This window comes from Chlorobium sp. (assembly GCF_021740465.1).
GTDB lineage: Bacteria > Bacteroidota > Chlorobiia > Chlorobiales > Chlorobiaceae > Chlorobium.
In genome coordinates this window covers 1-25,196 of the sequence record NZ_JAIOZR010000029.1, presented here as the reverse complement: position 1 = coordinate 25,196, position 25,196 = coordinate 1, and the positions used below count along the sequence as shown (strand labels likewise).

17 protein-coding genes and 1 pseudogene are annotated in these 25,196 nt (G+C 49.1%); 17 read left to right on the top strand and 1 reads right to left on the bottom strand.

The window, feature by feature from the left end; genetic code table 11:
* The first annotated feature begins 160 nt into the window (after positions 1-160).
* The 11 genes and pseudogenes from K9G39_RS10455 (at position 161) to K9G39_RS10410 (ending at position 13,386) form a co-directional block, all read left to right on the top strand.
* Entirely contained in the window at positions 161-3,955 is a 3,795-nt protein-coding gene (locus K9G39_RS10455; protein ID WP_292004868.1) for a rhamnan synthesis F family protein, read from the top strand.
* Positions 3,956-4,634: 679 nt separating this feature from the next.
* Positions 4,635-5,735, top strand: a complete 1,101-nt coding sequence (locus K9G39_RS10450; RefSeq protein ID WP_292004867.1) for a class I SAM-dependent methyltransferase — start codon at positions 4,635-4,637, stop codon at positions 5,733-5,735.
* A complete protein-coding gene (locus K9G39_RS10445) occupies positions 5,728-6,999 on the top strand; it encodes a glycosyltransferase family 1 protein (RefSeq protein WP_292004866.1) in 1,272 nt (423 codons plus the stop codon). The genes K9G39_RS10450 and K9G39_RS10445 overlap by 8 nt, the downstream gene beginning before the upstream one ends.
* A gap of 97 nt (positions 7,000-7,096) precedes the next feature.
* Complete coding sequence (locus K9G39_RS10440; RefSeq protein WP_292004865.1) at positions 7,097-7,903, top strand: glycosyltransferase family 2 protein; 807 nt, start codon at positions 7,097-7,099, stop codon at positions 7,901-7,903.
* Between the two features lie 135 nt (positions 7,904-8,038).
* Positions 8,039-8,299, top strand: a complete 261-nt coding sequence (locus K9G39_RS10435) for a hypothetical protein (protein ID WP_292004864.1) — start codon at positions 8,039-8,041, stop codon at positions 8,297-8,299.
* 185 nt (positions 8,300-8,484) lie between these two features.
* Positions 8,485-9,279, top strand: coding sequence for a class I SAM-dependent methyltransferase (locus K9G39_RS10430; protein WP_292004863.1), 795 nt, complete (start codon positions 8,485-8,487; stop codon positions 9,277-9,279).
* 6 nt (positions 9,280-9,285) lie between these two features.
* On the top strand, positions 9,286-10,443 hold the full coding sequence (locus tag K9G39_RS10425) for a glycosyltransferase family 1 protein (RefSeq protein ID WP_292004862.1): 1,158 nt from the start codon (positions 9,286-9,288) through the stop codon (positions 10,441-10,443).
* A pseudogene (locus K9G39_RS10420) lies at positions 10,440-11,160 on the top strand (GDP-mannose 4,6-dehydratase). The gene K9G39_RS10425 and the pseudogene K9G39_RS10420 overlap by 4 nt, the downstream one beginning before the upstream one ends.
* A 64-nt stretch (positions 11,161-11,224) precedes the next feature.
* Positions 11,225-11,494, top strand: a complete 270-nt coding sequence (locus K9G39_RS11225) for a GDP-mannose 4,6-dehydratase (protein ID WP_363319390.1) — start codon at positions 11,225-11,227, stop codon at positions 11,492-11,494.
* A 53-nt stretch (positions 11,495-11,547) separates the two neighbouring features.
* The gene (locus K9G39_RS10415) at positions 11,548-12,507 is read left to right on the top strand and encodes a GDP-mannose 4,6-dehydratase (RefSeq protein WP_292004861.1); all 960 of its coding nucleotides are present in this window, start codon (positions 11,548-11,550) and stop codon (positions 12,505-12,507) included.
* A gap of 12 nt (positions 12,508-12,519) precedes the next feature.
* Positions 12,520-13,386 carry a glycosyltransferase family 2 protein gene (locus tag K9G39_RS10410; protein WP_292004860.1) on the top strand — a complete coding sequence of 289 codons (867 nt, stop codon included), beginning with the start codon at positions 12,520-12,522 and terminating at the stop codon, positions 13,384-13,386.
* Between the two features lie 159 nt (positions 13,387-13,545).
* Here K9G39_RS10410 and K9G39_RS10405 read toward each other — a convergent pair whose 3' ends face one another.
* Entirely contained in the window at positions 13,546-14,403 is an 858-nt protein-coding gene (locus K9G39_RS10405) for a lysophospholipid acyltransferase family protein (protein WP_292004859.1), read from the bottom strand.
* Between the two features lie 401 nt (positions 14,404-14,804).
* Here K9G39_RS10405 and rfaE2 point away from each other — a divergent pair, with 401 nt between their 5' ends.
* The 6 genes from rfaE2 to ptsP are packed head-to-tail and all read left to right on the top strand — an operon-like array spanning position 14,805 to position 25,147.
* On the top strand, positions 14,805-15,308 hold the full coding sequence (rfaE2, locus tag K9G39_RS10400; RefSeq protein ID WP_292004858.1) for a D-glycero-beta-D-manno-heptose 1-phosphate adenylyltransferase: 504 nt from the start codon (positions 14,805-14,807) through the stop codon (positions 15,306-15,308).
* Positions 15,295-19,848, top strand: coding sequence for a translocation/assembly module TamB domain-containing protein (locus K9G39_RS10395; RefSeq protein ID WP_292004857.1), 4,554 nt, complete (start codon positions 15,295-15,297; stop codon positions 19,846-19,848). Before rfaE2 ends, K9G39_RS10395 begins: the two co-directional genes overlap by 14 nt.
* A gap of 53 nt (positions 19,849-19,901) precedes the next feature.
* Positions 19,902-21,131: a bifunctional phosphopantothenoylcysteine decarboxylase/phosphopantothenate--cysteine ligase CoaBC gene (coaBC, locus tag K9G39_RS10390; RefSeq protein ID WP_292004869.1), complete on the top strand. Its 1,230-nt coding sequence runs from the start codon at positions 19,902-19,904 to the stop codon at positions 21,129-21,131.
* A gap of 21 nt (positions 21,132-21,152) precedes the next feature.
* Complete coding sequence (locus tag K9G39_RS10385; protein WP_292004856.1) at positions 21,153-21,797, top strand: uracil-DNA glycosylase; 645 nt, start codon at positions 21,153-21,155, stop codon at positions 21,795-21,797.
* Positions 21,794-23,329: a replicative DNA helicase gene (dnaB, locus tag K9G39_RS10380; protein ID WP_292004855.1), complete on the top strand. Its 1,536-nt coding sequence runs from the start codon at positions 21,794-21,796 to the stop codon at positions 23,327-23,329. Before K9G39_RS10385 ends, dnaB begins: the two co-directional genes overlap by 4 nt.
* Positions 23,330-23,338: 9 nt before the next feature.
* Positions 23,339-25,147: a phosphoenolpyruvate--protein phosphotransferase gene (gene ptsP, locus K9G39_RS10375; RefSeq protein ID WP_292004854.1), complete on the top strand. Its 1,809-nt coding sequence runs from the start codon at positions 23,339-23,341 to the stop codon at positions 25,145-25,147.
* Positions 25,148-25,196: the final 49 nt, after the last annotated feature.

Sequence of the window (25,196 nt, the reverse complement as noted above, 5' to 3'; positions counted from 1 at the left end):
ACATACCATGGGGACTCAAGTCCCAAGGCCATCTGAAAAAGGGTAAGGTCGTTCATGAGCGTACTGGTTACTGGCTTAGTTGGTTACACCACAATATACGCTTCTGATATCATCACCCACTTGAAACAGCGAGGAGCCTCTTTTGTTTCAGGAGCTTTGCATGACAGGGGTTCTGGTTGAGGCCAATCAAGAGCTGATCGGGCATCTGTTGAGAATTCGTAATCGCGATACTGTTCTCCATTACGCGGTAACGAGTTCAAATGAAAAAGAAACGGATCTCTTTGTTTCCCGACAAAATGAGATCACCTCTCTTTCCCGCCACTTTGTCGAAGCGTGGGGAAACGGACTGGTTGGGCTTGAGCGCATAGACCGGGTGCCGACCATCCGTATCAACAGAATTTTTGAACAATACTTTTCTGAAAAACCACCCATTTATCTTGCTGTTGATGTGGAGGGGTTTGATTTTGAGATTCTTCAGGATATTGACTGGATAAAATGGCGTCCGGCAGTTGTTCAGATTGAACCATCTGATCAGTTCATCGCACAGAACAGCCTTAGATTCATGCACTACCTCAGAAGCAAAGGATATGCCCTCATCGGAAAGACAGAAGTGAATCTCATTTTTACGGATATTATGCGTTCGTGCCCATCGATTGCTACAACATCCTGTGCGCTGTCAGTGCACAAAGATCCATTACCTGATATTGCTTTACAATTGCAGAATACGGAAAAAATAGACCCCCACACACAGGATGATCTTGCTCGGTTAACAGCACTTGACAGGAAACTCGAACACTTCAATACCGAAGATGTTCCTGCTTCGACTGAAAAGCCTGCAACAAAATGTATACTTCGTTCCAATGAGCAGGTACCTCTCACAAACTCTAAGCCCTCGGAGTCACCAATTCAAAACGAAACCTCCATACCATCTTTTTCGGCTACTTCTGCCGATTGTTCTCCTGGCGGGGTTGACACCGGCACAATACCGACTAACACTCAGTTAATTGGGAGGATGCTTGCCTGCGCGATGTATCCGCTGGACTCGGGTAAACGTAAGCAGTTTCGTTCAAAAATTGCCATGCGGGTTTCGATGCCATCCGCATTGCGCTACCCAGGAGTCTTTTTTGGATACAAAATCGCGGCATTGCTTCGATACCCAATGCATAAAAACAAACGACGCCGGTATCGCAAGGAGCTTCGTCGATATGAGGAGTTCAACATGAAGTGTACGTCTTTCGACAAACTGGAATTTCAGTATTCGATGGCCAACGCCTTGGGTTACGAGAGCTGCATACCTCTCCGATGTTCACAAAAGGCTGTAAAGCAACAACGAATTTGCATAGTTCTCCATGCCTACTACACAGATGTTGCAGAGCAGATTTTTCAAGACCTGAAACATATTATTGTCCCCTTCGATGTCTTTGTGACCACTTCGCCAAACAAGGTGCAGTCGATGGAGCATTTGGCAAAACGTTATTTTTCTCAGGGAACAGTAAAGGTTGTCGGCAGTGAAAACAGGGGCCGCAATTTCGCACCATTCCTGGTCAGCTTGCGAGAACATATCTGTAAATATGATTTGATGCTGCATGTTCATACTAAAAAATCGCTGCGATCAGGGCGTGAACAGTCTGACTGGCGTGACGATATCCTGAAAAAACTAACCGGCAGCGAAACCATCGTCAACGGCATACTGTCTGCTTTTGCCGACAATCCGCACCTGGGGGTTGTTGGACCGAGTACGCATTCCGATCTACCATACTGGTACCATCATTGGTTATCAGTGGGTCACCTTACCAGCAGTATACTTGGCCGTCTTGGCATTTATGAGTTCGAAAAGAGAGGATTTCTTGATTTTCCGGTGGGTGGCATGTTCTGGGCACGCACATCTGCGTTAAGTCCATTACTTGCTTATCAGTGGAAATATGCGGATTTCGATCCGGAGCCGGCACCTGACGATGGCACAGTTGCGCATGTACTGGAGCGGTCGATAGGTGTCATATGCAGGCATTCGGGATTTCTGTACGGTGAGGCTGACTTTGCCACAGACAGCATTCGCATCGGCCGTTCGGAAAAACGGCTCGGCCACTATTTTGAAACATTGACTGATGTTATCAACAAGATTGTGTTGAAGTCGAAGATAGTGTCTTTCGATTTTTACGATACCCTGTTCACCAGACTTGCAGCCACTCCGGAAGACGTGCAGTCCTATATAGGACATATTCTTGTTTGTGAACATCGAATTGGGCATGATGATGACTTTCTGAAACTGAGAAAGGATGCTGAATTCAAAGCGAGAATGCTGAAAAAAAATGGAGACGTTGGTATCCATGAAATATATAATGCGTTTCCTCATGTATGCGACTGGAATACGGATGTTGTCAATCGCGCTCTGGAACTCGAACTTGAACTTGAATTCCGTGTTCTTGTTCCGAGATCAGCGATGCTCAACCTTTGCAGAAGCGTCAAGAAAGCTGGGTGCCGGGTAATCGTGGTAAGCGATACATATATGGACAGCGCCTTTTTGCTCAAAGTACTCAATCGGCATGGCATGACGGAAGTTATTGATGCCGTGTACTGCTCATCTGAGATTGGGTACAGGAAAGATAATGGAACCATCTGGACGAGGATCAAGGCTACAGAAGGCATCGTTTCCGATCAGTTCATACACATTGGCGATAACGAACATTCTGACATCCAGAACGTTTATAACGTTTCTCTCAAGGCAATGGGCGTTATCAATACTGCTGTGCTTGCCGACTTGCGTCTGTATCCTATGCCTTCGGGATGGCGATATGTGAAAAGTGACTGGAGGACAGGCATTGTTTTGGGGCCTGCCATTGCTCAAGTTGGCAGCAATCCCTTCAAGCCAGATTCCCGGCATCCATACAGAATAAGAACTTCATATGATTTCGGTTATCTGATTATTGGCCCCGTGGTATTCGGTTTTTTGTCCTGGCTCATACGCATGGCGAAGCAGCATGGGGTGAGTAGACTCATGTTCCTTTCTCGCGGTGGATATTTTCTGCACCGAACCTATACCCGACTGGCCACAATGTTTTCCGGTTCCAGCAAAATTTTCCCTGCTGCTTCATATCTCTTCGTATCGAGGCGAGGTACCCTGCCAGCTGCTTATGCAAAAACCATGGATTTGCGGCTCCTTGTCAATGGTGCTGGGGGCTTCGCTGGAACTTTCGGTGAATTGCTGTTCTCGCGTTTTGGCCTCAATCCATCGTTACTGCAAGATACCGAGTCGCTGAATGTCCGAGTGAAGCTTCCAGATGACCGGGACAAGGTTGCCCGGCTCATGAAGGAACTGCACCGATCCATTGATCTTCATTGCCAAGAGAGTGCGAAACGATTGAAAAAATACCTAGAGCAAGAAGGGTTTTTCTCGGAACATCTGGTAGGCGTCGTCGATCTGGGATTTTCCGGAACAATCCAGAAGGCATTGCAAGCTGTGACAAATCGAAGCATCAACGGTTATTATTTTGGCATTACCCCGTCGGCTCAAGAGGTGGAGAAAACGGGTGGTACAGCTTACGCTTGTTACGGAGAGGAACAAAGTGGAGTTCGGATTCCCGATATTATCAGATATGCAATTTTTTTCGAAGCGGTTTTTGCCGCCCCAACAGGTCAGGTTGATGGCTATCGGCAAGAACCAGAACGGGTAGTCCCGGATTATATCGACCAGCCTGACAGCAACGAACATTTTCCCGCACTCGAACGGATGGCGGATGGTTACGAAGCATACTGCTCGGATATCTTGAAGGCATACGGACCTGAGGCTCTACTACTGGACACGCCGGTGGATGATCTGCTTCAGCCATTGTTGCGGGTTATCGCTGGCTGGGGAGGACTTCCTGAAGAATTGGCACAGGCCCTCGTGGTAGAAGATGAATTTTGCGGCAATGGTCTTCTCGACGTGATTGAGCTGATAGGAAAAAATATAAGGTAATAAAAACATAATTTACCACCAAATGTCGCTTGGACATTGAAGGCGCCTGTACCACGAAACATCTCCAGCAGGCTTCCAACTTTACAAGCAATTACAGGCATGCTCCCCCATTCATGTAATACCTTGATGAAAATTCAAGGATCAGAATAGAGCTTCATTGCCAACCTAGCGTCATTCATAAAACTGTTTCTGAATATTTGGAAGTAAACTGCACACCGGATTTCGGACTATAGTGCATATCGATTCCGGAGCAGACTATACGCTCCAGAGCTGTCGGTGCCTGATTGATCTTGCTGTACCGCCCCGAACGGCGGTATGACATTACCATATATGTGTACACCACTTCATAAAGAGAATCAGCGATTGGTCGGCGTTTGTTCAAAAAGCATAACGTCTTTATAACCTGCATTTTCAGCCTCTCTTATTACAATATCGTGAACAAATACATTAAATAATGAAGTGCTATAATTTCCGCTTTGAAAAGCCAGCATAAAAAGCCATATTCAGTGTTATATACACACAATAAGTCGCATATATAATTGTATATAGAAAACGCAATTCCCCTCACCCAAATCAGAATCCATTAATCAAGTAGGCTTTACAATATCTTTTTTTCATAACCGGCTTCTTTGTTTATTCTCTTGCCAAGACGCCAATTTAGCTTAAAAGGAAAAAATTAATGCCCCCCCCCGCCTGCTGGTGTAAAAATCCCCGATTTGAACAGTTCAGCAAGGATTACGCTAAATATTCAGCATGCGGAACACTGGTTTCATGCAATCCGCTCCCGGCTGATCAAGTAGCCGTCAGTAATGACGATATCGACTTCTATGGAAAAAAATACTGGCTTGATCATCAGAAAAAGGAGCTTGGCTTTCCAGATATTTACACCCGTTCGCGAAATGACCTCACAGAGCGAAATCTGCATTGGCTCAAAACTCTGCTGAAGTACTGTTTGCCGCAGACCTCAGTTCTTGAAATAGGTTGCGCTCACGGTAGCTTTGTGGCGTTGATGAATCTTTTGGGATTTGTAGCTTCAGGGGTTGAAATGAGCCCCTGGGTAGTTGAATACGGGAAAAAAACTTTTGGTATTCAGATTCAAACTGGAGTAGTTGAGTCTCTTGACATTCCTGCCGGAAGCCTTGATGCCATTGTTATGATGGATGTTCTGGAGCATCTTCCCGATCCGGAAATAACCATGCGTCACTGCATAAGGTTGCTTAAACCCAATGGGATTTTGCTTATTCAGACCCCGCAGTTCAGGGAGAATATGCTCCATGCCGATTTGGTTCAATCCAAACATGTATTTCTTGATCAACTTAAAACAGAGGAGCATCTTTTTCTCTTCAGCGAACGGACTGTGACGATGCTTTTCCGACAACTTGGAATTAGCCATATCAATTTTGAGCCTGCAATTTTCGCTCACTACGATATGTTTTTTGCCGTAAGTCGAACGCCTTTTATAACAAATAACCCTGATGAGATTGAGGCCTGCTTGCTTGCAATGCCGCAGGGGCGATTTGTACAAGCCCTGCTTGACATCAGAAACAGGGAATTGGAATCAGAGCAAGACCGTGCGGCACGCTGGGAACAGATTCAAACGCTGACTAAAATGGTTCACGAGTCGGAACAAGAGCGCGCCGCAATGCACAAACGAATTGCTTCACTAACGACGAATATACGCAAACTATACTCGCATCGAAGCTTCAGAATTCTGCAAAAACTCAGCAACTGGACTGAAATAAGCAATTTGACCCATCAAATTGACGGTAATCATGAGTAACACACTCCATACCATCGCAGTGGATTTAACCCCTGTTCTTCCCGATGGAGAAAACGGCGGTGCCAAGCTGTTTGTTCTTGAGCTCCTGCGCATACTTGCAGAGATGAAACCCAAGACCGATTTTATCCTGCTGACTCAAGAAGCCTCGCATGAAGAGCTCTCGGCTCTGGATTGCGCAAACATGCGCAGGGTAATGGTTCGAACAACAAGTGCAAGTCCCACAAAATCGAACCAGCTGCATGCCGGCGCAAATATCCTGCCGTTGGTATCCCGAAATATACATCGCACTGCCATACGGCTAAAAAAAAGCATCATGAAAAGAATGGGAAAGCACCCAATCAAAACACGCAAGCTCCTGAAAGAGATGGCTGTTGATCTGCTTTTCTGTCCGTTTACTGCCCCGACCTATTACGAACCTGAAATTCCAGTCGTCAGCACCATTTATGATTTGCAATACAAAACCTATCCGGAGTTTTTCACCCCTGAAGATGTAGCGCTAAGGAACAAAACATTCTTGGAGGCCTGTAGCCGGGCAACCATGCTCACTGCCATTTCCGACTATTCCCGAAAATCAGCCATTCAGCATGGAAATATAGAGCCAGACAGAATTCGAACTATTTACCTGCAAATGGCTCAACGTATCACCAGTAAAACAGAAAATCCAGACAAGCTTCTTAATCACTTCGGGCTCACATCAAATCTGTATTTCATATATCCTGCCAATTTCTGGAAACACAAAAACCATGAAATACTCTTGACGGCTTTCGCCATATCAACCCGGCAGGGCCTACCTCAAGACATCAAGCTGGTCTGTACCGGTGCACCGGGAGAACGCCAGCAATGGCTGATTCGTGCAGCATCAGTTTTAGGGCTTGAAAACCGAGTTATTTTTCCCGGCTACCTCCCAACCGATGAACTTTCTTCCTTATTAAGCCATGCTGCAGGAATGGTATTCCCGTCACTTTATGAAGGATTCGGACTGCCTGTCATTGAGGCAATGGCAGCCGGCATTCCGGTTGCCTGCAGCAACACGCGATCACTCCCGGAAATTTCAGGTAATGCCGCATTGTTATTTGATCCTGGAGTTCCGGAACAAATTTCTCAATCCATGGTAAACCTGATTGATAACCTTGAACTCCGCAAACGGCTCATCGCTGCCGGAAAAATCCGGGCCGCAGAATTCTCCGACACAAAAATGATGGGGAATGAGTATTGGGAACTGTTTGAAAATGCAATGGCAATCAACAAGAGGAAAAAACCGTAGTAAATGGCATAATGCCACAATGGTATGAGTTCTGAAAAATCTATAGTAAAAAACATGAAGACATAAGCATAACTTTGATATCGTCGCCCCAACAATAATGAAAGTCAGCATCATCACACCATCATTCAACCAAGACCAATTCATAGAACGCACGCTGCTGAGTGTAGCGAACCAGAACTGGCCAGATTTAGAACATGTTGTTTTTGACGGAGGCAGTACCGACAAGACTGTTGATATCCTGGAACACTACAACTGTTGTGTGCGATGGATATCAGAAAAAGATCGGGGTCAGACCCATGCGGTGAATAAAGGCATTCTTGCAACTGATGGTGAAATAATCGGATGGATAAACTCCGACGACATTTATTACCCTGATGCAATACTGCGTGTTGTTACCTTTTTTAAAGAAAACCCTGATATTGACGTCATTTATGGTCAGGCCGACCACATTGATATGCATGACTGCCCATTTGAAGCATACCCCACCGAGCCTTGGGATTTTGATCGTCTGCGTCAAACCTGCATTATCTGCCAACCAGCTCTCTTTTTCAGGCGGCGGATAGTCGATCAGCATGGTTTACTTGACGAATCACTGAATTACTGTATGGACTATGAATACTGGTTGCGCCTCGGCCATGCCGGCGTAAGGTTTGCATACTTAGAGGAAAAACTCGCCGGATCAAGAATGTATGCCAACAATAAAACATTGGGAGAAAAAGTAAGGGTACATGCTGAAATCAACGATATGTTTAAAAAAAGCTTTGGTATTGCACCCAAGCGATGGCTAAAAAACTATGCGCATGTCTCGATGCATAATCGTTTAGGCGGACTCGCAACGTCGAAAGCGGAGTTTGAATTGCGTTATCTAATCTCAAAATTGAGATGGGGCACATGCATTTTTTAATATAACTATCTATAACATAACGGTAATAATAAATTGAATAATAAGAATATTTTGGGTACTGTTCCCCTTGAAATACTCCCCAAAAACAGGACAACTGGTTAAATTGTTTTAAACTCCATAAATCCAGCAGTCACTATGAAACAGGCTCGTTGCAAAGTCACTTCCGAATTCAAAACCAAGGCGGCCCTTGAAGCCCTCAGTGAACGACTTACCTTGACAAAACTCGTTCAGAAACATGAGTCACATCCGAGCCAGATTACCCAAGGGAAACGGAAGTTTCTGGACAAGGTTAACGACATTTTCTCAAAAGGTGAAAAAGCCGAACGAGCTTTCCAGCAAGAGAATGAAAATCTCTTCAAAATCATTGGTCAAATGAAGACTGAATACGATGGTTAAAAAAAATGCAATTGCAAAATCTTTATCTGAAAAACCTTCCCTGGCTGAGAAAGATCATCCCGAGATCAGAATGCAACGACACAGTGTGACCTGCTTACGATTCATCATTCAGGGGTCTAAAATATATATCCCATTAGCAATACAAGAAAACACCGCAGTAGCAAAAAAAATCCCAACATCGGTCAATGATAACACCTGTTGCGCATACAAAAGATATCGCAGTTAGAATACTATCCTCAAATGATGTTCCGGAAATATCGCCCACGTTGACCGAACCGTTCACTGCAGGAAGATCGGTTCCTCGGCTGTTGTTTGATTTTTCCATCATGGCTGCCCTGTTTAACCCGGAGTCACTGGAATTTCCTATGCTCGATTTCGGATCAGGAACCGGCTGGGTTTCGGAATTCTGTGCACGAATGGGATTTCAGGTTGTTGCGTTCGATATCCATGGCGATTTACAAGCCTGCCTTGAAAACCGAGCACATTCAGATTCCAGAATCGATGGCAGCCTGATGAGTTTTGCGCATGGAGACGGTCATGGTATGCCCTTTGAAAACAATGTTTTCGGTCATCTCCTCTGTTATGATACGCTGCATCACATGCATGATTACCCGAAAGTGTTCTCCGAATTTCATCGAATTCTCCGTAAGGGTGGACGAGCCATATTCGTGGAACCGGGTGCCCGACACAGCACATCACCGGAAACAATTGCATTTGTTGCAGTGCAGAAAATACACGACCCGACCTGGATAGAACGGGATGTCGTACTCGAAAAAATTGACAGGATCACTTATGATGCTGGCTTCGCCCAAGGCACAAAGATCGTCCCGATGCCCCACCCTTCCAGCTTACAAACCTTTTCGATGAAAGAGTGGAACACGTTCAGAACAGGAGACAGCCATTGTCGTTTACGAATAACCGATATGCTTGCTCAAATCAATTACTACGACCGAGTGATTTTTTACATTGACAAACCTTAAGACATTGTGCATATAGCTTTCGACATTTCGCAAACGGGATCGGGAAAGGCGGGTTGTGGCTATTTTGCCCATGCAATGATAGAGGCAGTCCTGGAACTTTCTTCCGGCAACCATTTTTCTCTACTGCCGAGTTTTGGCGATTTCTGGTTCGACACGAATATGCCTGTGCATAATCCTTATAAAAACCGCCATTCCCATTACGGCCCAAGACACCATTCGCATGAGGAGGCAGGACACTTCTGGAAACAGCCGAATGTTGAAGCGGCTCTCGGAAATTCGGATATCATCCATTCGAACAATTTCTGGTGCCCGACTCAGCTTCAGTCGAGCCGTCTAATCTACACCTTTTACGATATGGCTTTTGCCGTCAATCCGGAGTGGACCACGGAAACCAATCGGGTAAACTGTTTCGAAGGCGTTTTCCGCTCATCTATAGTGGCTGACTGGGTTGTAGCCATATCGAAAGCTTCCAGAGCGCACTATCTTGAGGTCTTTCCGCATTTTCCTGAAGACCGTATCAGGGTTATCTATCCCTGCTCGCGTTTTTCGGACTCTTTCCGGAAAGGAAAACGTCCCGAAGCGCTCGAAAAAATTCCGACCGGAGAATTCTGGCTGAACGTGGGAACAATCGAACCGAGGAAAAACCAGTACCATCTTGCCGAGGCTTACGCCGGCTACGCGCAGAGGGTAAAGTACCCGATGCCTCTTGTACTGGCCGGCGGGAAAGGGTGGCTGATGGACGGGTTTCTCAATCATCTTCGAAAGCTGGGAATAGCTGATAGCATCATCATGGCCGGGTATGTTTCGGACGATGAACTGATCTGGCTTTACCGGAACTGTTACGCAAACCTTTATCCTTCGCTTTTCGAAGGGTTCGGTCTCCCTGTACTCGAAGGCATGCAGTTCGGTGCCCCGACGATAACATCAAAAACGACCTCGATCCCTGAGGTAGCTGGAGATGCGGCACTGCTGCTGGACCCGAAAGATTATGAGAGCTGGGTAGAAGCTCTTTTGTGTATCGGCGGAAACTGGAAACTGCGCAACGAAATGAGTAAGAGTGCTCGAAATCGGGCTAAAAAATTCAACTGGGAACAGAGTGCTACCGCCCTGCTACAACTCTACAATGAGGCTTTCGCATCACCAAAACGAAAAGCCATCGAATGAAAAAAGCATTGATCACCGGCGTAACCGGGCAGGACGGAGCCTGCCTGGCGGAACTAATACTTGAAAAAGGCTATGAAGTTCACGGCATCAAGCGCCGTCGTTCGTTATTCAACACCGACCGAATCGATCATCTCTATCAGTACCCCCATACTACCCACAGGCAATTCGTTCTGCATCACGAGTACCTTACGGATTCATCGAATCTGATCCGTATTATCCAGCAGGTACAGCCGGATGAAATTTACAATCTTGGGGCACAGAACAATGTGGCGGTTTCGTTTGAGGGACCTGAATATACTGCCAACTCGGATGCTCTTGGAACTTTACGAATTCTGGAGGTAATCAGGATTCTTGACCTTGCAAAAAAACACATTTTTATCAGGAAAATGCGTCGAGACGCTACGGACTGTTGCGGGAAGTATCTCAGCAGGAAACCACCCCCTTTTATCTCCACAGCCCCTATGCGATTGCAAAGCTCTATGCCTACTGGACAGCGGTGAATTACCGAGAATCGTATGGCATGTACGCCTGTAACGGCTCCTGTTCAAGTACGAAAGCCCCATACGCGGTGAGACCTTCGTCACCCGTAAAATCACCCGCGCATTGGCACGGATCAAACTCGGCCTTCAGGATTACCTTTATCCTGGAAATCTCGATTCAAGACGTGACTGGGGCCATGCCGAAGAATATGTGGAAATACAGTGGCTAATGCTGTAGCAGAAAAAACCCGAAGAATTCGTGATCGCCACCGCCCAGCAGTCCAGCGTTCGGGACTTTGTACTTGCCGCCGCAAAACGAAATCGGCTTTTCGATAGCCAGGAATGGGAGTGGCGTGGAAGAAAAAGGGCACGAAGCCCAGGGGAAATGCATTGTGCAGATCGATCCTCGATACTTCAGGCCAGCTGAAGTGGAAACGCTGCTTGGCGATTCGACCAAGGCAAAAGTAAAATTCGAATGGACACCGAAAACCAGTTTCAACGAACTGATTTCGGAGATGATACGTGAAAACCTGAAATCTGCGGAGTGGTATGAACTGCTTAAAAAAACATGAATACAATACCTATGACTATCATGAATAATACCTAACATAAATTGCATAAACCTATGAAAGCACTTGTCTGCGGCATATCTGGACAAGATGGGGCATATCTGGCAAAACTTCTCCTTGACAAAGGGTACGAAGTAATTGGTACTTCACGAGATGCCCAGATCAGCGATTTCAAGAATCTTACACGTCTGGGCATCCGAGAAAAAGTATGGCTTGAGTCCATGGCTCTAAATGATTTTAGAAGTGTACTTCAGGTGATGCACAGGACGCAGCCTGATGAAATCTATAATCTGGCAGGTCAAAGCTCCGTTGGGCTTTCGTTTGAGCAACCGGTAGAAACGCTCGAAAGCATTATGTCGGCAACGATCAACATGATGGAGGCTATCCGCTTTCTTGACCGTCCGATTCGCTTTTATAACGCGGGATCCGGAGAGTGCTTTGGCGATACGTTAGGTGTTGCTGCCAATGAAAATACGCCATTTCGTCCTCGAAGTCCTTATGCAGTAGCAAAATCGGCAGCCTACTGGCAGGTCGCCAACTATCGGGAAGCTTATGGCTTATATGCCTGTACCGGGATTTTATTTAACCATGAATCGCCCTTGCGTCCCGAGCGATTCGTGACGAGAAAGATTGTTGCAGCAGCCTGCCGTATCGGCAAAGGAAGCAAAGAAAGACTGCGCTTGGGAAATACCTCAATCAGTCGCGATTGGGGATGGGCTCCGGAATATGTCGATGCAATGTGGCGCATGCTGCAGGGTGATCGGGCTGAGGATCTCGTAATTGCAACAGGAATAAACCATTCGCTTGGCGATTTTGCAGATTGCGCATTTCGTTATTTTGGGCTCGACTGGCGGGAGCATACCGATATCGACCAGTCAATATTTCGACCAACCGACCTCCCTTTCGGGTGCGGAGATTCCCGTAAAGCCAACAAAATCAACGGTTGGAAAGCCGAAACGCGTATGGAGGATGTGATACAGAAAATGATAGATGCAGAACTTGAATATGAAAAATGAATATCATGAACCATGAGCGAACAGAAACTATCAATAATCACCCCCACTTATAACGCCGAGAAATATATAAGAAAGTGCATCCTGAGCGTAGCCAGTCAATCTTATACAAACAAGGAGCACCTTATTATTGATGGCTCATCGACAGACCAAACGCTTGATATCATTGAAAAACATGCAGCTCAACATCCTCATATCCGTTTTATAACGGAGAAAGATAACGGCATTTACGATGCCATGAACAAGGGAATAGGATTGAGCGATAGCGATTGGCTCTACTTCCTTGGCAGTGACGATGTTCTGTTAGATAACCGTGTATTTACCGACATACTGAAATCCAGCGAAGCTGAAATCAGCGACGTTGTCTATGGTAACGTACAGTGGGGTCAAGAAGGATTTGCTTATGACGGTGAATTTTCCTGCCTCAAGCTTATGGAAAAAAACATCTGTCACCAGTCGATTTTTTTCAGAAAAACCGTATTTGACAGGCTTGGCCTCTTTAATGTACGCTATAAAGTCCTTGCCGATTGGGAATTCAACATGCGATGGTTCGGAAACCCCCATATCCGCAAGAAATACCTTGACAGGATTATCGCACTCTACCAGCCAGGAGGGTATTCCACAAACAATAAAGACCAGCTTTTTTTGCATGACAAGGAAAACCTTATCCGAAAATCATTTCCTGAAGAGTTCGTAACCATGTTTTATGCGCACGTCAGTACGGCATTGAGCGAACAGCAAAAGCATATCGAATGGCTCAACATGGCTTTACAACAACGTGACGAGGAACTTCGGTCGATCTACAGAACCCCGGCAGGTCTGTTCATCAAATTATATAAGCATTATCGAAAAAAAAGAAGTGGCAACGCTCAAAGGAATTGAGAACTTCCTCCTTATTGAATGATGATGAACATCAGGAGCCGGACGAATATCCTGCGAACAGCATTTTTAATTGACTTGACGATCTGGCAGCATTGCTGAACGCATGTCGGATAAGCCTACAGCATCAATGCTATCTGCGCGCTATAAGGGCAGGCCGCTTTAATCGCGACTATTCTCTTCCGTTCTCTTCCATCGGTCATGCAACCAGAACCACTCTTCGGGGTATCTGCGGATGTACTGTTCAATCGCCATGGTGTAGCGGCGGGCAAGCTCTTCAACATCTGCCTTGGCAGTGCCAAGATCGGAATAATCTATCTCTTCGAACTCGACAATATATCTACCATCCCCGTTTCTCCGACACATGACAACAAAAAGCGGTACTCCTGTTTTCAGGGCAAGAAAAGCCGGTCCGAGAAAGACCGATGCTCTGCGGCCAAGAAAAACCATAAAAAAACCGCCCTTCGGATCGGACTGATCAGCAAGAATACTCATGACGCCTCCGCTCCGCAGGGTTCTGAGTCCCTCTCGGAGGGCCTGCTGTTTATAGACCACGGTGTTTCCCCTCATACTGCGCAAAAGATTCATCTGACGGTCCATTTCGCTGTTTTTCAGGCGCTTGACAACAACCGTCAACGGTGATATCAAAATCCCCAAGGAAACTGCAAGCAGTTCCCAATTACCAAAATGCGCAGAAATACAAACCACACCTTTGTTGCTATCGCGTGTCTTTGAAAGAAACTCGCGAGCATCGACTTCAACCAGTCGTGCAGCATCTTCAGGGCTACTGACAAGTGGAAGACGAAGTACCTCTACAGCGTTTTCCGCAAGATTGCGGTAGACCTGCCTGGCGATACGATTGATTTCAGCCTGACTTTTTTCCGGAAAAGCTGCGGAAAGGTTGCTCTCAACCATGTTTCTCCGGATCTTCAGAAAGGAGTATACCATATCGCCACAAAAACGGGCGAGCAGTGCGGCTTGAGGCTGACCGAGACGGCGCAGCAGCATACCGGCAAACATAAAGCACCGGCAGAACACTCTGTCTGCAAAAGAATTTTTCTTTTTGCTTTTCTTATGCATGGCCATCCGCATATCCTGCAGGTTTAGGGTCATGGGTTCTTGTGCCGAGCTGCCAGACACGGGCTTCAGTTTCCGGATAACAAATCAGAATTGCCGGGATTATTAGTCTTCCGGAATCGGGCTGAACGCATGACAAGTTCTTTATAGTGGATGGTTACACGTGCCTTAAAGTAAACAGCTTTTCGGGCCTGAACAAATAAAGCCCGGCGGCATTCATGCCCTCATCGAAAAAGTTGTTTGCTCCCTTTCCATGAATCGTTACGGCCCATACGATAATTTGAAAAAAATATCCGAAATTGATTTTATACCATTTGAGCTAATACACCACATCCTCTGTTGTTATGAAACGTAAACTGCTTGGCCTGGAGGAAGCCGCCGAACAGGTGCGGAGTTGGAAGTCGGCAGGAAAAAAAGTTGTTTTCTCCAACGGCTGTTTCGATATTCTTCATGCTGGACATGTGCACTACCTTGCTGCTGCCCGTAAACTTGGCGATGTTCTGGTGATCGGCCTGAATAGCGATGTCTCGGTCAGACGCCTCAAGGGGCCTCATCGGCCGGTCTGCAGCGAAGTCGACCGAGCTACCCTCCTCTGTGCTCTGGAGGCCGTGGATGCGGTAACGTTCTTCGACGAAGATACCCCCGAAGCGCTTATCGGCCTGCTGCTTCCCGATATTCTGGTCAAGGGGGCGGACTGGCCTGTCGAAAGGATTGCAGGGGCCAGAGCCGTACTTGAAAGCGGCGGCAGCGTACAAACCCTGCCGCTTCTTGAGGAACGATCGACGAGCGGTATCATAGAAACCATTCTCCAACGATACTGCTGCAGGACTGACCTTGGAAAAGATTAAACACTATACGCTCGTACTCCTGACAGGAGTCTCCGGATTCATTCTTGTGCTGTCGCTCATAGCTGCGGTTGTACTCAACAGCGGCATGCTCGACCGGTATGCACAACAACAGATGATCGCCCTTTTCAACAAGGAGTTTTTCGGGCGCCTGGAACTTCGGGCTGTTCATCTGAACTTTCCGAACAGGGTGACCCTGGTTGCACCGGAAATCTACGAACCGGGATCGTCATCAGCGGCTTTTTCGGCAAAAAACATCAAGTTGCGCTTTAATTTCCTCATGCTGCTGCAGCCGGAAATCAGAAGACTGTCGTTCAGGAAAATCAGCGCCGACAGCCTGCAGGCAACGGTTATCGAACGGGAGGACGGTAAACGAAATATCGACGTCATTTTCACCTCCCGAAATCCCGATTCAAGCCGGGCGCCTCTGGAAAGCTTCTTCTGCAAAAAGCTTTCCGTTGAAAACGGAAGTCTCTCCTGGATAAAAAACAGCGCAGATAAAACTCCTCAACGTTACCGGGCGGAAGACATCGATCTGAAAATCACCTCGTTCAGACTGAAGGAAAACCTGTTCAGCGGAGTCCTCGAAAAGGGCGCTTTTGCACTGCCTTCGCACGCGTTCCGCCTGCGGGAGGGATCGGCAAAATTCCATTTCTCGACAAGCCGTTCGGAACTGCTTGCCCTGAAAGCCGAAAGCGGCAGAAGCAGTGCCGAACTTTCGGTTTCGATCGATGATTTCAATATTTTCGCACCGGACGGAACGAAACAGTTTATCGAAAGACTTACGGCAAGCCGCTCGTTCATCAATATCAATGCCCTGCACCTGCATACCGCCGACATAAAAATCTTCTACCCCGGCCTCTTGCTTCCTGAAGGGCTTTACCATCTCAAAGGCAACGCAAAAGTAGCAGACGGGTCACTGCAGGTATTTGATTCACGGATCACCAGAGGAAAAAGCCGCCTTGCCCTCAAGGGCGAACTGCTTCACCTGCGCCAAAAGGATGCGCTCTCCTTCAGGGTGGTATGCGACAGCTCAACGATAGAACCGGTTTTTTTAAAAGCCCTGTTTGCCGAAACCCCGTACGAAAAAGCAGCCGAACAACTTGGAACGGTAACCTTCCTCGGCAGAGCCGAGGGGTCACCAAAACAGGCGGAAACCTCGATTGACCTGATCACCGGAATCGGCAGGGTATCGCTTGAGGCCGAATCGAAAGGCGCCATGGAAAAACAACTCTCATGGAAAGGCACATTTACACTCGCCGAGGTTGAAGCCTACCGCTTTCTGGAGGCATCCGGCAGAAAAAGCGGCAAAAACCTGCTACGGGCGACAGGTGCTTTTGAAGGGGTCAGCCAAGGCGTGAAAAGCCTTGAGAGACTCTCCCTGTCAGCCGACATCAAGGACTCATTCTGGGAACGGCAGGATATCCAAAAAGGCTCTCTGACGGTTGATTACAACAGGAAAGTCCTCAAAACCGGCATTTCGCTTCAGAACCTCGCCGAATTCCTTGACGCCTCGGGTGAGATCGACCTGAACAATCCGACCCCGCTCTACAAAGCCGATGGCCGGATAAAAAAGATCGATCTCTCGAAAACACTCAACTCCCGTAATTTCGTAACCGATCTGAATGGAACCTTTGCCCTGAAAGGCGAGGGATTCGATCCCCGGTCGCTCAACGCGGCAGTCGCCATCCGTTTTGAGCCCTCTTCGATCAACGAGTTCCGGCTCCGAGACAAATCGGAACTGGCCGTGGCAATAGCCCAACGGGAAGCATCCTCGCAGATAACGGTAAAAAGCGACTTTCTCGATGCCTCGCTCAGTGGCGACTACTCCCTTAAACAGCTTCTGGGAGCAGTGCAACTTGCAGGATACGGCATCACCCGTGAAATCAGAACCCAGAGCCTCTGGCCTGCCGGCCTGCCGGCCATCGAAAGCCCTCCGGTACCCCAACCCGACAACCCGTTCAAGGTCACCTACCGTATCGCCGTCAGGAATGTAACCCCGCTTATCGTTCTGCTGCCGGTACGCAATATGGCGCTTCAGGGAAGCACGGAGGGGGAACTGCTTTACCGTAAAGGGCTTTGCACGATCTCCTCATCGTTCGACATCATCTCTTTCTCCGGCGGTTCCGGTACGGCACTGAACAATCTTGCGGCATCGACGGTAATGGAATACAACAGAAAAGGGCTTTCGACAGCCGCATTGAAGGGCAAAGTCGCTGAACTCTCCATTACCGGAGTGAAATCGGGTAATCTGGCGTTCGAAGCGTTATACACTCCAGCCCGGCTCTCGGCAACCCTTGATGGAGAGCTTCCTGAACAGGCATGGAAAATCAGTTCCGCTCTCTCTGCCAGACGCAGCGGGGAAACCTATGACATTACGCTCAACAAATTCTCGATGGGCAACAGCGAAGGCCTCTGGCAGATACCTGCAGACTCCCGTATCGCTCTGGGCAGTGCTTCAGCAACCTTCAACAGCCTGAGCATTGCGAAAGGAAGTCAGCGGGTTGTACTCGACGGTCAGTTGAGCAGCAACAGAGCCGGAACCTTCAAATGTACCTTCTCGAATATCGATCTGGCTGGCTTCAACCGCAACGGCTCAGCCGGTTCTCCCGGAACGATTGCCGGAGTCGTGAACGGAACGCTTACCGTAAACGGTTCTCCGGGAGCCAAGACAAGTACGCTCAGCCTTGCCGGAAGGGGTATCCGGTATGAAGGACTTCTGTTCGGCAGCATGCAGTTCAACGCTCGCCACAACGGCAGCCGGCTCGGGTTCGATTTCCGGAGCGCGGCGGCACCGTCAGGCGAAACCTCATCCCTTGCGATGAACGCCATTGAAGGCAAGGGATCCATGCCCCTCTTCCTGAGCTACGTTCCTTTTCAGGTCCGGGTTCCCGACCAGCAACCAGTGAGCGCGTCGTTCCGTTCCGACAATCTTTCGGCCAGATTTCTCGAATATGTTCTGCCTTTCTTTGAAAACGCAGAGGGTATTATCCCTACAACCCTCACCATTTCGGGACGAACACCGAAACCGGATATTTATCTTACCACCCGTCTGCGCGATACCCGTATAACCGTCGAACCGACACAGGTAACCTATATCCTGAACGGAGATGTGGAGGTCAACCCGCGTCAGGTAGAGCTGAAGGAGATCGCCGTGAGGGATTTGCACCAGGGATCGGGCAGAATCAGCGGCTTGATCCGGCTTGTACAGCTCGAGCCCAGATCCCTCGAACTCGGCGCCAGCTGTTCGAAACTCCTGCTTTACAACAAAAAAGACCGCAAAGATGAAACATCTTTCGGTACGGTTACAGGAACAACCCGCAATATCAGGCTTCACGGCGACCTTTCCGCCCCGGTTGTGGAGGGGGGAATGCGGATCGACAACGCCGATTTTTCGCTCTACAGAACAGGCGCCAATGAAAGTGCAAAATATGTAGGCGCGGAAAAATTCATCGAATTCGTGCCCCGTTATCCGTCTGAAAAAACGGAAAATTCCGGGCAGAACGGTTCTGAAAAAAAACCTGCCGAGTTTTACTACTCCCTGATCGATATCCTGCAGATCAGGGATCTGAAGCTCAGCAGTATTGAACCGCTGAAATACACGGTAATTTTCGACCGGCTCCGGGGTGAGGAGCTCGAAGCATCTATCGGCAATCTTTACCTGATCGTCAACAAAAGCAACCAGCGCTACCGTCTGTACGGTTCGGTCAACATTACCGATGGAAAATACCGTTTTTCCAATACGAACTTCGACCTGGAAGACGGCGGGAAAATCACCTGGAACAACGCTGAAATCCGCGAGGGCCGGATGGATAACCTCTACGGCACCAAATACCTCAGCGTCACAAGCTCCCAGACCGGTGAAAGGGATAACGTGCGCCTGCTGCTTGCCATAACCGGAACGCTCAACGAGCCGAGGGTCGGAATGGGCTACTATCTGAACGAGCAGATGCAACCCTATGCTTCCCAGAGCATGATCGGCGGTCAGCCCAGCCAGATTGATCCCAATGCGGAACTCAATGTGCTCTCCATGCTGCTTTCCAAACAATGGTATGCCCCTCCCGGCAGCAGCGGACAGTACGGCAGCCTGGAGGTATCGAGTGCCGGCCTTTCGACCGGGGCCGGGCTGGTATCTTCACAGCTTTCGCGGATCGTCCAGAATATTGCCGGCATCGAGAGTTTCAATGTCAATCTCGGGCTCGACAAGAAAGGAGAACTCAGCGGACTTGACCTCTATTTTGCCGTCAATATTCCCGGAACCAACGGCAAGGTACGTTTTGTCGGCACCGGCAGCAGCCCTGACATCAAGGACAAGGCGCTTTTCAACTATTACGGCACATCGCAGAAAATCGAGTACCGGGTAACGCCGAAAGTCTATCTCGAAGCCTACCGCTCCTATGGTCAGCTTACCGGCGAGGCATCGAATACCAACCTGCAGAAACCATCCGAAACCTGGGGAGCAAGCATCTCCTACCGTGAACGCTTCCACACCTGGGAACAGTTCTGGAAACGCATAGCCCCGTCATCGGACGAAAAGAAATAAGTGCTTATATTTTTATACATTATTCTTTACCATTTTGTAACGAACACTGCAGGATTTTGAAAGGGAAAAAAATCATCCTCGGCATCTCCGGAGGCATTGCGGCCTATAAAACGCCCCAGATCGTGCGTCTGCTCAAAAAGGCCGGTGCGGAAGTGCGGGTAGCGCTTACCGCATCAGGATGCCGCTTCGTCAGCGAACTTTCGCTGGCTACCGTTTCAGGAGAACCGGTATACCGGGAAATGTTTCCCCCTCCGGACGTTCCCGGAACGGATTTCACCCGGCATATTTCACTTGGAGAGTGGGCGGACGCTCTGGTCATAGCTCCCGCCACAGCAAACACCCTCGCAAGGCTGGCTGCCGGTTTGTGCGACGACATGCTCTCGGCATGTTTCATTACGCTGCGCCCGGGAAAGCCTGTGCTGATTTTTCCTGCAATGGACGGCCAGATGTACCGCTCCGGTTCAGTTCAGCGCAATATCGCCCTGCTTGCCGCCCAGGGATGTACCGTTATCGAACCCGAAAACGGAGATCTCGCCTCAGGACAGTGCGGAACCGGACGGATGCCGGAACCCGGAGTCATCGCCGAACGCATCGGCATGGCACTGCAGAACGCCGTCCCCGACTCTCCGCTCCGGGGGCGCCATGTAGTCATCACCGCCGGACCGACCAGGGAAAAGATTGATGGAGTCCGTTTCATATCGAACTATTCGTCGGGCAAAATGGGGTTCGCCCTTGCCGAAGCCGCCAGAGAACGTGGCGCGGAGGTAACCCTTATAACCGGTCCTGTCCATCTTGAAACCCCTCCGGGCGTGGAACGTCTTGACGTCGAAAACGCTTGTGAAATGTATGAAGCGGCAAAACCGCTTTACGGCGTCTGTGCGGTCTTCATCGCCGCGGCTGCTGTAGCCGATTACCGCCCGGAGCAGGTGCATGAGGGCAAGCTGAAAAAAAACAGTCAGCATCTGCAGCTGAAACTGACAAGAAATCCGGATATTCTTGCGGAATTCGGAAAACAGAAGCGGCCCGATCAGCTTGCTGTAGGCTTTGCCCTTGAAACCGGTGAAGGACTCGAAGAGGCACACAGAAAACTGCAGGAAAAAAATCTCGATCTTGTGGCTTTCAATACCTTTGACAGGAAAACATCGGGATTCGAGGTGGATACCAATGTGCTTACCCTGATTGACCGGAACCACTCGGAGACCATCCTGCCCCTTATGCAAAAAAAAGAAGCCGCAAGGCAGTTGCTCGATTGCATGGAACAACTGATGCATTCCGGACGGTAAACAAGAAACAGCACGTTAGTTATGCAGGGCCTGTTATTTGACGAAAACCAACATCAGCCGGAGGCGGCAGGGAAAGAAAAACCCTTGTACAGCGATTTGCAGGAGCTTTACGAAAACTCGAAAACCTGTACGAAATGCCGTCTGGCAGCCACCCGTACCAATTTCGTGTTCGGTGAGGGAAATCCTAAAGCCCGGCTTGTCGTTATCGGTGAAGCGCCGGGAGCCGATGAAGATGCCTTGGGGCGACCTTTTGTAGGGCGTTCCGGACAACTGCTCGAGAAAATTCTCCTCGCTGTCGGTTTCCGGCGCGAAGATGTCTTCATCTGCAACATTCTGAAATGCCGCCCTCCGCAGAATCGCAATCCGCTGCAGGACGAGATCGCATCCTGCCGCCCCTGGCTGCAGAACCAGCTTGAGCTGATCGACCCAGGCATGCTGCTGCTGCTTGGGCGGGTGGCCGCCAATACGCTCCTCGACAACAATCTGTCGATGGGCGCCATGAGAGGCAAGATCATCGGCTGGAACAGGTTCGACTGCGTGGTTACCTACCATCCGGCAGCACTGCTGAGAAACCCGAACTGGAAAAGAGGTTGCTGGGAGGACGTCCAGCTTATGCGCCGTCATTACGATACCCTTCAGGGAAAGAAGAGCGAACCACAACCATGACACGAACATCAGGCAAATCGAAACCCGATGCCATCGATTTCAGCAAGGATATCGATTTCAGCAGGGAAAGCAGAATTCCGCCCTACTCGTCCGAAATCGAGCAGGAGGTGCTGGCCTGCCTTCTTCTTGAAGAGGATCCTGTAGAACAGGTCATTCAGATTTTCGGTGAAAACGGCGCCGAGGTTTTCTACGAACGACGGCATCAGATCATTTTCACCGCCATGATGCAGCTCTACCATAAACGGCAGGCTATCGACCTCATTACGGTCAGTGAAGAGCTGCTGAAAATGAACGAGCTTGAACCCGTAGGCGGAAGACACTATCTGGCCGAACTTTCCGGAAAGGTGATCAGTGCAGCAAATGTGGAATATTATGCCCGCCTTGCCAAGGAGAAATATCTTTACCGGCGGATGATCTCCATATCGGCAAAGATATCGTCGGCAGCCTACAGCTCGTCGATGGATATTTTCGATCTTGTCGAGCACGCTTCACAGCAGTTTTTCAATATCTCCCAGGCAGGCATCAAAAAGAAGGCCTCACCTATCAAGGAGCTGGTCAAGAACGGCATCCGCATTCTTGAAAACCTGAGAGCTTCACAATCCTCCATTACCGGCATCGGCTCGGGATACTCCGAACTCGATCAACTTACAGCCGGGTTCCAGCCCTCGGATATGATTATCATCGCGGCAAGACCGTCAGCCGGTAAAACCGCATTCTCCCTCGCACTTGCCCGTAACGCCTCGGTGGATTTCAATACTCCGGTGCTGTTTTTCAGCCTTGAAATGGCTGAAGTACAGCTTGCAATCAGGCTTATGTGCGCAGAAGCCTATGTGGAATCGCAGCTTGTCCGAACCGGCCGCATCACCCCGGAAATGATGGCAAGGATCATCAACAGCATGGACAAGCTGAACGATGCAAAACTGTTCATCGACGATACACCGGGAATTTCCATCATGGAGCTGTCGGCCAAAACCCGCAGGATGAAACAGGAACACAATATCGGCATGGTTGTGGTGGATTACCTGCAGCTGGTCACACCCGTCAGGGACGGAAAATCAAACCGGGAACAGGAGATCGCACAGATATCCCGCTCGCTCAAGGCACTGGCCAAGGAGCTGAACATTCCGATTATCGCCCTTGCCCAGCTGAACCGTTCCGTCGAGCAGCGTTCCGGCGACAGACGCCCGCAGCTGAGCGATCTCAGGGAATCAGGCTCGATAGAGCAGGACGCTGACGTAGTGATGTTTCTTTCACGCCCGGAAATGTATGGAAAAGATACCTTCGAGGATGGCTCGTCCACAAAAAACATCGTAGAGATTGTCATCGGCAAACAGCGAAACGGACCGATTGGGGATATCCGCCTGCTGTTCATGAAAAATTACGGACGGTTTCAGTCGACCGCTAATGTCTATATTTCAGGCGGACAGGATGAAGGGTTCCAAGAAGAGGCACCGCATGCGATGCCGGAACCTCCGGAATCACGCAATATCCCTTCGGCCTCCTTTATCAATCAGGACGACGCACCCTTTTAAGCATAGCGTATGAGCGAGAAAACCACAACACAGCCTGAACCCTCCTCCGGAAAGGGCAAGGGCAAGAAGAAAAATTCCGCAGCACCGGCGGCGGCCCCCCTTGGCGAGGATTCCTACCGCGGCATAGGGGCCTCTCGAGGCATAGCCATCGGCACCTCCTATGCATTTGAAAAAGAGCAGTACGAACATGAGGCCAAAACACTCGAACCTGAAGAGATAGAGGGCGAAATAGAACGGTTTGTCACCGCACTGCACCGCTCGGAAAAAGAGCTGAAAAAAATCGAACGCGTCACGACACGAAAACTCGGCAAGGGATATGCAAACCTTTTCGAAGCCCAGATCATGCTGCTGCACGATCCGGTGCTGACCGAATCCATCACCGCGCGAATCCGGGAAGAACAGAAAACGGCCGCTCTGGTTATCGACGAAGAGTTCGGCCGGTACCTCGAACAGTTCAGAAATTCCGACGACCAGTTCTTTCAGGAACGCGCCTGCGATTTCAGGGATATCAAGGAGCGGATTATCCGGAACCTGCACATCAGAAAACTGCACTCGTGGATACCTGAAGGCACCATCGTCATTTCCGAACATCTCTCCCCTGCCGACGTCATTCTTCTGAGCCGCAGCAATGTTAAAGGATTTGTCACCGATACAGGTGGCCAGACCTCTCACATTTCGCTGATCTGCAAATCACTCAACATACCTATGGTTGTGGGGCTCGGCAATTTTTCACAGACGGTGGAATCGGGTAAGCAGATCATCATCGACGGCACAACCGGCACCGTTGTGATCAACCCGTCGGAAAAAACCATTGACCGCTATAACAGAAAACGTGACGAGGAACTGCAGAGTGAAGCCGATGCCTCGCTGACCGCCGATCAGCCCGCATACACCCGGTGCGGTGTCAGAATATCGTTTTACTCGAACATCGATTTCAAGGAAGAGCTGGCGGGAATCAAGACTGCGGGATCTGAAGGGGTAGGCCTTTTCAGAACCGAAAACCTGTTTATCGACGGAACCAAGGTACCGAGGGAATCGGAACAGCTGAACTACTATCGGGATATGGCCGAAACGATTGCACCGATGCCGCTGGTAATACGGCTTTTCGATATCGGAGGCGACAAGCTCCTCTATTCTCCGGTCAGGGAACCCAATCCCAATCTCGGGTGGCGGGGCATCAGAATTCTCATCGACGTTCCTGAGATTCTTGAAAACCAGCTCAGTGCGGTGCTGCGGGCAAACATGCACGGCAATATCCACATCCTGTTGCCGATGATCACCTCCATAGACCAGATCCGTTTCATCAAAGCCACACTTGAAAATCTCTCTGCCCAAATAGTTGAGGAAACCGGTTCAACCTGTGAAAAACCCTTTATCGGGGCGATGATCGAGGTCCCGGCCGCCGTGGAGATTATCGAAGAGATTACCCGGTGCGTCGATTTCGTAAGCATCGGAACCAACGACCTGACCCAATACACTATTGCCGTGGACAGAAACAACGTCATTGTTCAGGATCTGTTCGACAAGTTTCATCCGGCTATTATCCGGCAGCTCTACCGGGTCATTTCCACTGCACAAAAAAACCGTTGCCCCGCATCCATTTGCGGCGACATGGCTTCCGACAGACTCACGCTGCCCTTCCTCATCGGATGCGGCCTGAGAAAATTCAGTGTGGTGAGTGCAGATATCGCAAAACTGAAAAAAATGGTGGCCACCATTACCCTTGCTGAAACGGAAGCCCTTGCCCTGGAGTGCCTCCAACTCGATTCGGCTGAAAAAATAAAGAGCCGCCTGGAAAGTTTCCTGGCAGCCCTGTAACGGCAAACCCCCTCGAAAAGCCCTGATCAACAGGCTTTTCGAGGGGGTT